The following is a 13547-nucleotide window of genomic DNA, read 5'->3' on the forward strand; positions in this document are numbered from 1 at the left end:
CGCCGCCGCTGTGGGGCCCGCAGGCTCACGGGGCCCGCCCGGGGCAGCGGGCCCCTTCTGCATGTCCTCAGACGAGTGAGCGCAGCACCTCGACGACGAGGGCGTGGTCGTCGTGCATCTCGAGCCCGCTCACGCCGACGGCGCCCGCGAGCGCGCCGCGCACCCGGATCGGGAACGCCCCGCCGGCCGCGGCGTAGCGGAGCGGGTCGAGCGCGCTGTGCGTCTCGAACGTCATGCCCTCGGCGAGGTACTGAGCTCGTACGGCGAGGGTCGAGCGGTCGTAGTGCGCGACGACGCGGAACTTGCGCTCGAGCCAGGCGTCGTTGACCGCGGCGGATCCCGGCACGGCCGCGTGGAAGACCCGCTGCTCGCCGAGGACGACGGCGCACGCGATGCCGTGCCCGCGCTCGATCGCGACGGCGCGCAGCCGCGAGCCCAGTCCCCACGCCGTGTCCAGACCGAAGCCGTCGAAGTCGAGCTCCGCTTCCTCCGACTCGAGGCGCGCGAGGAGCGCCCGCGCGTCGAGAGAGCGGTACCCCTCCCCCGCCGTCACGCGGGCACTCCGCCATCGATCGGCTCGCTGCGCCCCGAGGCGAGGGATCGCGTCGCCGCCTCCGCGATCGCCTGCGCGCGGAGGCCGTCGCGCAGGCCGACGGGAACGGGCCCGCCCGTCTCGAGCGCCGTCACGAACGCGCCGAGGGCGGCGGCGTAGGTCGGGCGCACGCGCTCGAACCATCCGGCGTGGAGGCCGTCGGACACCGCCTCCGTGCCGCGGAAGCGCGTCACCCCTCCCGCGCGCATGCGACCGGACTCGGCCATCCCTGTGGAGCCGAGCACCTCGATGCGCTCGTCGTAGCCGTAGCCCGTGTGCCGCACGCTGTCGATCTGGACGAGCGCGCCCCCCGCGAGTTTCAGCGTCGCCACCGAGGTGTCGACGTCGCCGATCTCGGCCACGCGCGGGTCGGCGAGCGCCGATCCGGCCACGTGCACCTCGACGGGCTCGAGGCCCGTGATCCAGCGCGCCAGGTCGAAGAAGTGCACCGTCTGGTCGCGCATCTGCCCACCCGACACCCGCAGGTAGTCGAGCGGCGGCAGCGCGGGCCCTCGCGACGTGAGCTGCACGAGCGCGACGTCGCCCACGGCCCCGACGTCGACGAGCCGCTTGAGCTCGGCGTGGTCGCGGTCGAACCGCCGGTTGAAGTCGACCATGGCGGGCACGCCCGCGCTCTCGACGTACGCGACGGTCTCGACGGCCTGCGCGAGATCGAGATCGATGGGCTTCTCCACGAGCACGGCGAGCCCCGCGTCGGCGGCGCGTCGCAGGTTCTCGGCATGCGTGTCGGTCGACGACGCGATGAAGACGGCGTCGACGAGCTCGGGGTCGAACGCCTCGGCGAGCGAGCGCGCCGCGCGGGCGCCGTGGGCCGAGGCGAGCGCCTCGGCGCGGGCGCCGTCGACGTCGTAGACGAGGCGGAAGTCGACGTCGGGATGCTCCGCGAGACTGCGGGCGTGCACGGAGCCGATGAAGCCGGCTCCGATGAGGGCGAATCGCTGCATGGTCTGCTCTCTCAGGAGACGAGGATGTGGAGGAGCCCGCGGATGGTCGTGGCCACCTCGAGGAAGTCGTGCTCGTTGGCCTTGTCGGAGAACATCTCCGACACCCACCAGCCGTCGTACCCCGTCGACTTGATCGCGTCGACCCACTCCTGCAGGGGGATGGCGCCGCCGCCGATGACGACGTTGCGGTGCACGCTCTGGTCCGGCACGTCGTGCTCCCGGTCGAGATCGAGCCCGTCGGAGATGTGCGCGGCTTTGATGAGCTCCCTGGGCGTCGCCGCGACCTCCTCGAGGGTGTCGCCCGTCGTCCAGTAGTGCCATGTGTCCAGCGCGATGCCGACGTTGTCGCGGCCGGCGCGCTCGATGATCTCGAGCGAGTGCCGATGCCGGTTGAGGTTCGACCAGGCGAGCGGCTCGAGGTAGAGATCGAGACCGCGGTCGGCGGCGATGTCGGCGGCCTCGCGCACGTTCGCCGCGGCGACGTCGAGCGCATCGCTCTCTGAGAGCCCGAGCGTGCCGCGGTAGCGGAGGTCGTCGGCGGTGAGGCGGCCGGCCTGGAAGTCCTTCACGACCTCCCAGTCGACGGGGCCCGTGCACATCTGCAGGATGGGGGCGCCGACGACGACGGCGATGCCGGCCATCCGCTCGACCTCGGCGAGGAGCGTCTCGCGTGCGTCGCCGCGCCGTTCGAGGTCGAGGACGGCCCCGATGCCCGTCACCTCGAGGCCGTCGAGCAGAGGCGGCAGCGACTCGACGGCGTAGCCGGCATCGAGGTAGCGGTAGAGCTTGGGGCTCTGCAGCTCGATGCCGCCGTAGCCTGCGGCCTTCGCGACGGCGATGTCGTTGACGACGTTCCCGTGGAAGGTCGTCGTGACGTTCATGGACAGCTTGGTCATGGATGCTCCGGGTCAGGCGGGTGGGCGGGGCGTGCCGATGGAGGCGGTCGTTCCGCCGTCGACGGGCAGGACGACACCGGTGACGTACGAGGCGTCGGGGCTCGCGAGGAACAGCGCCGCCTGCGCGATCTCCGCCGGCTCGGCCGCGCGGTCGAGCGCGAGGCGGTCGACGAGCCGCGCATGGAAGGCGGGGTCGTCGAGCCGCTCGGCCGTCTGCGCCGTGCGCGTGAAGCCGGGGGCGATCGCGTTGACGCGCACGCCCGCGCGCCCCTCGTCGATCGCCATCGTCTGCACGAGGGCGTTCACCGCGGCCTTCGTGGCGCTGTACCCGGGCTGCGACCAGTCGCCGCCGAGACCGGCGATCGACGTGATCGCGAGGAAGGTCCCTCGCGCGGTGCGCAGGTGCGGCATGCTCGACCGCGCGAGGAAGAGGGTGCCGTCGAGGTTGAGCGTTCTCATCCGCTCCCACGACGCGTCGGAGAGGTCGGCGATGCCGCCGTGCTCCGACAGGCCGGCGTTCGCGACGACGACGTCGATGCCTTCCCAGGCGTCGACCACCGCGGCGACAGCGCCCTCGACGCCGGCGCGCTGCGCCACGTCGGCGACGTGCACGAGGGCCCGCTCGGGAGCCGCGGACGCTGTCGCCTCGAGCGTCGCACGGGTGCGGCCCACCAGGGCCACACGCGCGCCCTGCTCGAGGAAGGCCGTCGCGATCGCGGCGCCGATCCCCGTGCCCGCCCCCGTGACGAGCACCCGCGTGCCGTCGAACGGGTAGCGGGCCCAGGTCATCCGATCAGCTCGCGCAGCTTCTCGAGCTGGTAGCGCGACACCTCGTCGCGCGCCTCGTCCTCGGCGAACACGTTCGACACGATGAGGGCGTCGTCGCGGTCGAGGTAGCCGACCTCGCGCAGCGTCGTGAAGAGCTCCGTCCAGTCGACGTCGCCGTCGCCGATCCTCAGGTGCTGGTGCACGCGCACGGCGTTCCCGGGCGGGTTCGTGATGTAGCGGAGCCCGTGCGAACGGTGGTGGTCGTACGTGTCGGCCGTGTAGACGGCGCCGATGCGGTCGCCGAGCTCGGGGAGCAGCGTCGTCGCGCGGTCGCCGTAGTGGAATGTGTGCGAGGCGACGTAGACGAACCCGACCGCGGGCGAGTTCAGCCCGCGCAGCACGCGCCATCCCTCGAGCCCGTCCTCGACGAAGTCGTCGGGGTGCGGGTCGACGTTGAGGCGGAGCCCCTCGCGTTCGATGATCGGCAGCAGCTCCTCCATCGACGTGTAGAACGCCGCCTCGGAGTCCTCCTGCCGCTCGGGCCGACCGGAGAACTCCGTGTTGATGACGGGGACCTCCAGTTCGACGGCGAGCTCGATGATGCGGCGGAAGTTGCGCACCGCCGCCTGCCGCTGCGGCTCGTCCGGCCACGAGATCCGCTGCACCGGGAGGAGCGCGGGGATCGAGACGCCGGCGTCCTTCGCGGCCTTCTTGAGCTTCGCGACGAGCGCGTCGTCGGCCTTCGGGTAGCGGAAGAACGGCCCGAAGTCGGCGTGCGGGGTGAGCTGCAGGTGCTCGTAGCCGAGGCGTGCCGCGATGTCGGGGAACTCCAGGATCGAGTGCCCGTCGTGGTAGGGCGTGGGGTCGAGGGCGATGCGCACCATGTCGTCGTCTCCGATCAGGCGTAGAAGGCGGGGCGGTCTGCGGCCTCGACGGGCTGGACGCCGCCGTCGAGCGCGCGCACTCCGGCCTCGCACGCGAGTGCGACGAGGTAGCCGTCCCACGCGTTGGGCCCGTCGACGAGACGGCCGTCGCGCACGGCGTCGACCCACCGCTGGATCTCGTTGTCGTACGCGGTCGCGAAGCGCGTCGTGAAGCTCACGTGCTCCGCGCTCGACACGCGCCCCGCCTGCCACAGCTGCAGGCCCGACGGCTGGCCGATGCGCGCGACGCCCTGCTGGAAGACGGCCTCCGTGGCGACCTGGTACCCGAACTGCACGCTGACGTTCATCTCGACGTCGACGAGCACGCCGTTCTGCAGCTCGATGAGGACGAGGATGGGCTCGCGCAGGCGCTCGGGCGACAGGTCGTTGCGGCGCGGGTACTTCACCTCGACGCTCGCGATCGGCGAGCCAGCGAGCCACGGCACGACGTCGAACTCGTGCACGACCGAGTCGGTGATGAGCATGCTCTGGCCATAGCTGTCGGGCACGCTCGGGTTGCGGTGGACCGCGCGCACCATGAGGAGCTCGCCCGCATCGCCCGAGGCGATGAGCTCGCGCAGCTGGGCGTACTCGGGGTCGAAGCGGCGCATGAACCCGACCTGGATGTGCGGGCGGTCGAGCTTCTGCTCGAGCGCGAGCACCTGCAGCGACGTCTCCGAGTCGGGCGTCAGCGGCTTCTCGCAGAGGATGGGGAGGCCGGCGGCGAGCGCGGGCTCGAGCACGGGCAGGTGGAACTGGCCGGGCGTCGCGATGAGGACGGCGTCGACGGCCGAGTCGGCGATGGCGTCCTCGATGCGCGAGTACGTCTGCGCGCCGGGCGCGTTCTCTGCGGCCGCCGCGGCACGGCCCGCGTCGGGCTCGATGACGGCGGCGACGCGCGCTCCGCTGATGCGGTGGGTGATGCGGGCGATGTGGTCGGCGCCCATGAGGCCGGCGCCGACGACGCCGATGCGGAGGTCCTGGCTCATGTTGTCTCCTGTGCTCAGTGCTGACGCGCGAACGACGTGCAGCCGAAGATGTGCTGGCGGGTGCGGGTGGCGATCCCGAGGGGGAGGTCGATGTCGACGCCCGGCATGTCCTGCTCGACGATGGCGAAGATCTCGGGATCGATGGCCGAGACGGCCTCGATGATGGGGGCGAAGTCGGGGATGCCCGACGGCGGCTCGACCATGATGCGGCTCGCCGAGTCGGCGAACGGCACGTCGTTCTTCAGGACGTCGAAGCGGTACTCGGGGTCGATCTGCTTGAGGTGCAGGTAGCCGATGCGCTCGGGGTGCTCCTGGATGAGGCGGAGGTTGTCGCCGCCGTAGTAGGCGTAGTGCCCCGTGTCGAGGCACAGGTTGAGATAGCGCGGATCGGTGAGCTCGAGCAGGCGCACGACCTCGCCGCGCGTGCCGATGTGGCTGTCGGCGTGCGAGTGGAACTGCTGGCGGACGCCGTACTCCTCGAGCAGCGCCTTGCCGAGGCGCTCCTGGCCCGCGGCGAGCTTGTCCCACTGCGCGGCGTCGAGGGTGCGCGGCTCGAGCGCCTCGCCCGTGAGGTCGGAGCGCCACATGTCGGGGATGACGACGATGTGCTCGGCGCCGACGGCTGCGGCGAGGCCTGCGACCTGGACGGCCTGATCCCACGCACGCTGCCACTGCTCGTCGCCCTTGTGGAAGCCCGTGAACACGGTGCCCGCGGAGAGCTTGAGCCCGCGTGCGCCGAGCTCGTCCTCGAGCTGGTGGGGGTCGGTCGGGAGGTAGCCGTAGGGGCCCAGCTCGATCCAGCTGTATCCGGCCTTCTCGACCTCGTCGAGGAAGCGCTGCCAGGGGATCTGACGCGGGTGCTCGGGGTACCAGACGCCCCACGAGTCGGGCGCCGTGCCGATGCGGAGGCCGCGTGCGGCGGCGTTGTCGGTCGTCATCGTCCTGCCTGCTCCTTTGCTCGACGGCTTTGTTAGGTCATACCGTCAAAGATGATTAGAGCGCACCAAGTGGCTCCGCGTCAAGTCCTCCCCGCCGTGTCGCGCCGCGCGGCGGCGCGGTCGTCGAGCGCTCGACGAGAACGGGAGGGATCACGACCGCGCGCGCCGCGATGCCGGGCTCCGCGACACGCTCGAGGAGCATGCGCACGGCCATCCGGCCCTGCTCGCGGGCGTGCTGCTCGAGCGTCGTCAGGCCGATCGACGGCAGCGCGGAGAGGTCGGTGTTGTCGTAGCCGACGAGGGACACGTCGCCCGGCACCCCGATGCCGCGCTCGGCGAGCGCCGACATCGCGCCCACCGCCGAGAGGTCGTTGTGGGCGAAGACGGCGGTCGGGAGCGCTTCGCCCTCGCCCCACGCCGCCACGGCGGCGCGCCCGCCCGTCGCCGCGAGATCGCCCTCCACGACCCACGGCTCGAGCCCGTGCGCGCGCATGGCCGCCTCGTAGCCGCGACGCCGCAGCTGATACGGGTTGCCGTGCGGGCTGGAGACGTGGGCGATGCGCCGGTGCCCGAGCGCGATCAGGTGCTCGACCGCGATCGTCGCCCCCTCCGCATCGTCGGACACCACGCTGTCGACGCCGTCGGCATCGATGCGGCGATTCGCCACGACGACGGGGAGGCCGCGCGCCGTGCGGAGAAGGTCGGCGGCCGACCCCACGTAGCCGGCGACCATGAGGCCGTCGACCTGCAGCGTCACGAGGCGCTCGAGCACGGCCTGCTCGCGGGCGCCGTCGCGCGAGCCCGCGACGAGCAGCACCTCGTAGCCCGCCGCCTCCGCGACCTCCACGACACCGTCGTGGAGGTCGGCGTACGCAGGGTTGTGGAGGTCGAACAGCAGCAGGCCCAGCGTGCGCGTCGATTTCGCGGCGAGGCGGCTCGCGATCTGGTTGTGCCGGTACCCGAGCTCGTCGATCGCCGCCGTGACCGCGGCCCGCCGCGTGTCGGAGACGAGCGGCGAGCCGCGGACGACGAGCGAGACGAGCGAGCGCGACACGCCCGCGCGAGCCGCCACATCCGCCATCGTGACGGAGCGCTGCGACGCCATGGCCCCTCCCCCGTCGCCGCTCAGCCGATCAGCGGCCTCTGCGCCTTGACCTGCTCCTCGTACTCGACCCGTGCCGCGAGCGTCGACGGGATGGTCGACACCTGCGCGACGGGCACGTCCCACCATCCGGCGCCGTCGGGGGCGTAGATGTGCGGGTCGCTGTTGATGTGGATGAACGTCGACCGGTCGGACGCCTTCGCCTCCGCGAGAGCGGCCCTCAGGTCGTCGATCGCCGAGGCCGTCGGCTCGATCTCGACGACGTCGAGCCCGTAGCTGCGGGCGTTCATCGCGAGGTCGACGGGGAGGATCTCCTCGCCCTGGAAGTCGCGCGCCTGCGGATCGTAGGCGCGGTACTTCGTGCCGAACCGCTCGGATCCGACGGTCTCGGACAGATGGCCGATCGACGCGTAGCCGTGGTTCTGGATGAGCACGACGATGATCTTGATGCCCTCGGCGACGGCCGTCACGAGCTCGGTGTTGAGCATGAGGTACGAGCCGTCGCCGACCATGACGATCACGTCGCGGTCGGAGCCCGACGCGAGGGCGCCGCGCTTCGCGCCGATGCCGCCCGCGATCTCGTATCCCATGCATGAGAAGGCGTACTCGACGTGGTAGCCGAGCGGGTCGCGCACGCGCCACAGCTTGTGGAGGTCGCCGGGCAGGGAGCCGGCGGCCTGCACGACGACGTCCTCCGGCGCGCTCGAGTCCTGCACGGCGCCGATGATCTCGGGCTGGCCGGGGAGCGCGAGGCCCGACGGAGCGAACGCGGCGTCGACCGCGGCATCCCACGAGGCCTTCTCCGCCGCGATCCGCTCGGCGTAGTCGGCGTCCACGCGCAGGCCGGCGAGCGCGTCCGCCAGCTCGACGATGGCCTCGCGCGCGTCGGCCACGACCGGCAGCTGGGTGCCGTGCTTGTACGCGTCGAACGCCGCGACGTTGATGTTCACGAACGCGACGTCGGGGTTCTGGAACGCCGTACGCGAAGCCGTCGTGAAGTCGCTGTAGCGCGTGCCGATGCCGATGACGACGTCGGCCTCCGCCGCGAGGCGGTTGGCCGCGAGCGTTCCGGTCGCGCCGACGCCGCCGAGGTTCTGCGGGTGGTCCCAGGCGAGCACGCCGCCGCCGGCCTGCGACGTGCCGACGGGGATGCCCGTGGCCTCGACGAAAGCGCGCAGCTCGCGCTCCGCGTCGGAGTAGAGCACACCGCCGCCCGCGACGATGAAGGGCCGCTTCGCGTCGCGGATGGCGCGCACGGCCGCGGCGAGCGCGTCGCGCTCGGGACGCGGCCGGCGGATGCGCCACTCGCGCTCCTGCAGGAACTCCGCCGGGACGTCGAGCGCCTCGGCCTGCACGTCCTCGGGGAGCGCGATCGTGACGGCGCCCGTCTCGGCGGGGTCGGTCAGCACGCGCATGGCGGCGAGCGCGATGGAGAACAGCTGCTCGGGACGCTGCACGCGGTCGAAGAAGCGCGAGACGGGGCGGAACGCGTCGCTCACCTGGATGCCGATGTCGTGCGGGTGCTCGAGCTGCTGGAGCACGGGGTCGGCGACGCGCGTGGCGAACGTGTCGCTCGGCAGCAGCAGCGCCGGGAGACGGTTCGAGGTCGCGAGCGCGGCGCCCGTCAGCATGTTGGCGGCGCCGGGGCCGACCGAGGCGGCGGAGGCGAACGTGCCGCGCCGACGGTGCATCCGGGCGTACCCGACCGACTGGTGCACCATGGCCTGCTCGTTGCGCGCCTGGTAGTACGGCATGAGGCCCGGCTGCTCGTGGTGGATCTGCTTGAGCGCCTGGCCGACCCCGGCGACGTTGCCGTGTCCGAAGATGCCGAAGACGCCGGGGATCGTGCGCTCGCGCACGTCGCCGTCGACCGTCCACTGGCGGGCGAGGAACTCGACGAGCGCCTGGCTCACGGTCATCCGCGTGGTGCTGCCCATGGTCAGCCCTCCTTGTTCTCGTAGGGGAGGCGGGAGTCGAACTGCTGCCCCTCCCAGGTCTCGCGCACCCAGGCGTGGCCGGGGTGGTCGCTGATGTTCCAGACGCGCTCCGCATCGGGGCCCGCCATCACGTTGAGGTAGTACAGGTCGTATCCGGGCGCCGCGACCGCGGGACCGTGGTAGCCGAACGGCACGAGGGCGACGTCGCCCGTGTGCACCTGGGCGTTGATGTCGATGGCGCCGGCGGGAGACGAGGACGTGCTGAACATCCCGAAGGACGCCTCGTGCGTGCCCTTCTCCCCGCCGACGCGCGCGGGCGCGGTCTCGAAGTAGTAGATCTCCTCGAGGCGCGACTCGTGGCCGGGCACGTGCTCGTCGTGCTTGTGGGGCGGGTACGACGACCAGTTCTCGGACGGCGTGATCACCTCGCACACGATGAAGCGCGCGGCGTCGAGCGCCTGCGGCGTCCCGAAGTTGTGCACCTGGCGGCTCGACGCCCCGGCTCCCCGCAGCTCGACGGGCGTCTCGGCCGCGCGGATGAGCCGGGTCGGGAACGCGGTCGCCGTCGGAGAGGTCGCCACCGCCACGCGCCCCTCCCCCGAGAGCACGGCCGTCTCGGTCGTGGAGAGGTAGAGCACGTCGCTCGGGCCGTCGAACACCGACGCCCTCCCCGCGAGCTCGTGGGCGGCGTCCGCCGTCGTCACGCGGAACGAGCCGGCCAGCGGGACGACGAGCTTCTCCGTGCCGGGCTCGAGGCGGAGCTCCTGCCCCGCCTCGAGCCGTGCGACGCGGAGGCCCGTGTGCGCCCAGCCGTCGATCGTCTCGTCGACGACCGTCTCCCATCCGTCGCGCGCGAGCGCGCCGCGGGAATGGAACCAGCGCTGGTCGGTCATGGGATCGATTCTCCTTGGTGTTGCGTGGGGTGGAACCGTCTCGCTCCGCTCGCAGGCGACCGGATGGCGGCGAGCTCGGCTCAGTCGTTCTGCGGGAAGCCGAGGTTGATGCCGCGGGTGGCGGACTGGCCCCTCGTGGCGGGGTCGAGCCAGCGGCTCGTGATGGCCTTCTCGCGCGTGAAGAAGTCGAAGCCGTGCACGCCGTAGGCCTTCGCGTCGCCGAACAGCGACTGCTTCCAACCGCCGAAGGAGTGGTACGCGACGGGCACGGGGATCGGCACGTTGATGCCGATCATGCCCACCTGGATCTCGTTCTGGAACCGGCGGGCCGCTCCCCCGTCGTTCGTGAAGATCGCGGTGCCGTTGCCGAACTGGCCCGAGTTGATGAGGTCGACGCCCTCCTGGAAGCTCTTCACCCTGACGATCTCGAGGACCGGGCCGAAGATCTCCTCCTGGTACGCCCGCGACGTGAGCGGCACGTCGTCGATGAGGGTCGGACCGAAGAAGAAGCCGTCCTCGCGCCCCTCGACCCGGAAGCCGCGCCCGTCGACGACGATGGTCGCGCCATCCGCCTCGGCGATGTCGACATAACCCGAGACCTTGTCACGGTGCTGCGCGGAGATGAGGGGACCCATGTCCGGCTCCACGCCATCCACTCCCGCGCCGTCGCCGATACGGAGCCGGCCGATGCGCTCGACGATCTTCTCGATGAGCTCGTCGGCGACGGGCTCGACGGCGAGGACGACCGAGATCGCCATGCAGCGCTCGCCCGCCGCGCCGTAGCCCGCGTTGATGGCCTGGTCGGCGACGAGGTCGAGGTCGGCGTCGGGCAGCACGAGCATGTGGTTCTTCGCGCCGCCCAGCGCCTGCACGCGCTTGCCGTGACGCGACGCGGTCTCGTAGATGTACTGCGCGATCGGCGTCGATCCGACGAACGAGACCGACTGCACCTCGGGCGCCGTCAAGAGACCGTCGACGGCGAGCTTGTCGCCCTGCAGGACCGTGAAGACGCCATCGGGGAGACCCGCCTCCTTCCACAGCTGCGCGAGCCAGAGGGCGGCAGAGGGGTCCTTCTCGCTCGGCTTGAGGACGACGGAGTTGCCCGCGGCGATCGCGATGGGGAAGAACCACATCGGCACCATCGCGGGGAAGTTGAAGGGGCTCACGATGCCCACGACGCCCAGCGGCTGCTTGATCGAGTACACATCGATGCCCGTCGAGGCGTTCTCGCTGAACGCGCCCTTGACGAGGTGCGGGAACCCGGTCGCGAGCTCGACGACCTCCTGGCCGCGCAGGATCTCGCCCATCGCATCGGAGACGACCTTGCCGTGCTCGGCCGTGATGATCCGGGCGAGCTCGCCCTTGCGGGAGTTCAGCAGCTCGCGGAACGCGAACAGCACCGTCTGCCGCTTCGCGATCGAGAACCGGCTCCACGTCTCGAACCCGCGCTGGGCCGAGGCGATCGCCTCGTCGATCTCCGCCTGATCGGCGAGCGCCACGTGCGCGCTCACGGCGCCGGTGGCGGGGTTGTGGACAGGGGCGGTCCGGCCACTCTGCGAGGCGCGCACGGCGCCGTCGATCCAGTGGCCGATGACGGGGATGTCGGTGGTGCTCATGGGTGTGTCCTTCGGATGGGAGGAGTCAGACGGCGGCGGGGATGTCGCGGTGCACGAGCCGCGCCGCCGTGTCGACGGCCGCGGCGACGTCGCCGTCCGGCGGGTAGAGGAGGGTGCGGCCCACGGTGAGACCGCGGACGCCGGGGAGGGCGAGGGCGTTCTCCCACGCCGCGAACGTCTCGTCGGGGTCGGCGCCCGAGTCGCCACCGAGGAGCAGCGTCGGCATCGTCGTCGCGGCCATGACGCGCTCCATGTCGTCGACGACGGGCAGCTTCATCCACGTGTACGCACTGTCGGCGCCGAGACCCGAGGTGATCGCGATCGAGAGGATGACCGCGTCGGTCGACAGGTCGTTGACGATGCGGCCGTCGCGCCACTCGCTCATGAACGGCTCGAGCATGATCGGCAGGCGGGCGGCCGCTGCCGCGTCGACGGCCCGCGCCGTCGCCTCGAGCGTCGGCGCCGTGGCGGCGTCAGCGAGGTTCACACGGACGAGGGTCTTCGCGAAGTCGATGCCCTTGGCCGCCATCGTCGGCACGTCGTATGCGCCGTAGCGGTCGTCCATCTCGAACGCGGCGCCGCGCAGGCCGCCGCGGTTCATGGAGCCGACGACGACCTTGTCGTCGAGCAGGCCGAGCGCGGCGAGGTCGTCGATGATGTCGGGGGTGCCCAGCACGCCGTCGACCCCGGGGCGCGTGAGCGCCGTCGCGAGCCGGTCGAGGAGCTCGTAGCGGTCGGCCATGGCGGTCTGGTCGGCGCCCACGGCGAGCGCCCCCCGCGCCGGATGGTCGGCCGCGACGATGAAGAGGCGGCCGTCGCCCGCCAGCACATCGCGACGGCGACGGGCGGCGAACGCCTCGCCGATCTCGTGCGGGCGGTGGGCGCGGATGTCGCGGAGGCGCTCGAAGTCGGCCTCGGTGAGTGCGGGCATGTCAGGCTCCCTGCAGAAGGTTCTCGACCTCGTCGGCCGTGGGCATCGCCGTGGAGCACTCGCGCCGCGAGGCGACGACGGCTCCGGCGACGTTGGCGAAGCGGAGGGTGCGCTCGAGGCCCCAGCCCTCCAGGAGGCCGTGGCAGAGGGCGCCGCCGAAGGCGTCGCCCGCGCCGAGGCCGTTGATGACGTCGACGGCGTGCACGGGCACCTCGACGACCTCGTCTCGCGTCTTGGCGAGCACGCCCTTGGGCCCCTGCTTCACGATGGCGATCTCGACCCCGCGCTCGAGGAGCGCATCGGCCGCGCGCAGCGGCTCGGTCTCGCCGACGGCGACCTGGCATTCCTCGCGGTTGCCGACCGCGACCGTCACCTGTCCCAGCACCTGGGCGATCTGCTCGGTCGCGAGGGAGGGGTCCTCCCAGAACATCGGGCGGTAGTCGAGGTCGAGGATGGTGTGCTGCCGGCGGTCGCGCGCCGCGAGGGCGACGTGGTGCGCCTCGCGGCTCGGCTCCTCGCTCAGACCCGTCGTCGTGAACCAGAGGATGCGCGCCGCCCGCACGGCGTCGAGGTCGATCTGCGTGGCGTCGACGTTCATGTCGGGCGCCTTCGGCTCACGGTAGAAGTAGAGCGGGAAGTCGTCGGGCGGGAAGATCTCGCAGAACGTCACGGGGGTGTTGAGCGACGGATCGGTCGCGACGTAGCGGTTGTCGACACCGAGTCGCGCGAGCTCCGCGAGGAGGTAGCGGCCGAACGGGTCGTCGCCGACACGCGAGACGAGCGCGGAATCGTGTCCGTAGCGGGCGACCGCCACGGTCACGTTGCCGGCTGTCCCGCCGAGGTACTTGCCGAAGGTCTCGACCTGCTCGAGGCCGACGCCGTCCTGCAGCGGGTAGATGTCGACGCCGAGGCGGCCGATCGCGAGAACGTCGGGTGAGGTGCTCATCGTGGTGCTCCGTTGTCCTGACCGGGCATCAGCGCCCGAGCGGTCGTTTGC

General features: G+C 71.8%; 13 protein-coding genes. All 13 read right to left on the reverse strand.

All coding sequences use genetic code 11. The features are described from left to right. Nucleotides 1-67: 67 nt before the first annotated feature. The 13 genes from ACWGPF_RS14705 to iolC all read right to left on the reverse strand — a co-directional run bounded on the left by ACWGPF_RS14705 (nt 68) and on the right by iolC (nt 13496). Nucleotides 68-553 (reverse strand): heme-degrading domain-containing protein, encoded by a 486-nt coding sequence (locus tag ACWGPF_RS14705; RefSeq protein ID WP_452333501.1) that lies wholly within the window; start codon nt 551-553, stop codon nt 68-70. Then, the gene (locus ACWGPF_RS14710) at nt 550-1557 is read right to left on the reverse strand and encodes a Gfo/Idh/MocA family oxidoreductase (RefSeq protein WP_452333502.1); all 1008 of its coding nucleotides are present in this window, start codon (nt 1555-1557) and stop codon (nt 550-552) included. The genes ACWGPF_RS14705 and ACWGPF_RS14710 overlap by 4 nt, the downstream gene beginning before the upstream one ends. Before the next feature lie 11 nt (nt 1558-1568). After that, on the reverse strand, nt 1569-2453 hold the full coding sequence (locus ACWGPF_RS14715; RefSeq protein ID WP_452333503.1) for a sugar phosphate isomerase/epimerase family protein: 885 nt from the start codon (nt 2451-2453) through the stop codon (nt 1569-1571). A 12-nt stretch (nt 2454-2465) separates the two neighbouring features. After that, entirely contained in the window at nt 2466-3242 is a 777-nt protein-coding gene (locus tag ACWGPF_RS14720) for an SDR family NAD(P)-dependent oxidoreductase (protein ID WP_452333504.1), read from the reverse strand. Continuing rightward, nucleotides 3239-4105: a sugar phosphate isomerase/epimerase family protein gene (locus tag ACWGPF_RS14725; RefSeq protein WP_452333505.1), complete on the reverse strand. Its 867-nt coding sequence runs from the start codon at nt 4103-4105 to the stop codon at nt 3239-3241. The genes ACWGPF_RS14720 and ACWGPF_RS14725 overlap by 4 nt, the downstream gene beginning before the upstream one ends. Before the next feature lie 14 nt (nt 4106-4119). Beyond that, a complete protein-coding gene (locus tag ACWGPF_RS14730; RefSeq protein WP_452333506.1) occupies nt 4120-5133 on the reverse strand; it encodes a Gfo/Idh/MocA family protein in 1014 nt (337 codons plus the stop codon). A 14-nt stretch (nt 5134-5147) separates the two neighbouring features. Further along, entirely contained in the window at nt 5148-6071 is a 924-nt protein-coding gene (locus tag ACWGPF_RS14735; RefSeq protein ID WP_345438686.1) for a sugar phosphate isomerase/epimerase family protein, read from the reverse strand. Between the two features lie 55 nt (nt 6072-6126). After that, nucleotides 6127-7176 (reverse strand): LacI family DNA-binding transcriptional regulator, encoded by a 1050-nt coding sequence (locus ACWGPF_RS14740; RefSeq protein ID WP_452333507.1) that lies wholly within the window; start codon nt 7174-7176, stop codon nt 6127-6129. A gap of 20 nt (nt 7177-7196) precedes the next feature. After that, nucleotides 7197-9110 (reverse strand): 3D-(3,5/4)-trihydroxycyclohexane-1,2-dione acylhydrolase (decyclizing), encoded by a 1914-nt coding sequence (iolD, locus tag ACWGPF_RS14745; protein WP_452333508.1) that lies wholly within the window; start codon nt 9108-9110, stop codon nt 7197-7199. Between the two features lie 2 nt (nt 9111-9112). Continuing rightward, the gene (gene iolB / locus ACWGPF_RS14750; protein WP_452333509.1) at nt 9113-10003 is read right to left on the reverse strand and encodes a 5-deoxy-glucuronate isomerase; all 891 of its coding nucleotides are present in this window, start codon (nt 10001-10003) and stop codon (nt 9113-9115) included. 80 nt (nt 10004-10083) lie between these two features. Next, a complete protein-coding gene (locus tag ACWGPF_RS14755; RefSeq protein ID WP_452333510.1) occupies nt 10084-11619 on the reverse strand; it encodes a CoA-acylating methylmalonate-semialdehyde dehydrogenase in 1536 nt (511 codons plus the stop codon). Between the two features lie 25 nt (nt 11620-11644). Continuing rightward, nucleotides 11645-12550, reverse strand: a complete 906-nt coding sequence (locus tag ACWGPF_RS14760) for a class I fructose-bisphosphate aldolase (RefSeq protein WP_452333511.1) — start codon at nt 12548-12550, stop codon at nt 11645-11647. 1 nt (nt 12551) lies between these two features. Further along, on the reverse strand, nt 12552-13496 hold the full coding sequence (gene iolC, locus ACWGPF_RS14765) for a 5-dehydro-2-deoxygluconokinase (protein ID WP_452333512.1): 945 nt from the start codon (nt 13494-13496) through the stop codon (nt 12552-12554). Nucleotides 13497-13547: the final 51 nt, after the last annotated feature.

The organism is Microbacterium sp. NPDC055683, assembly GCF_053617895.1.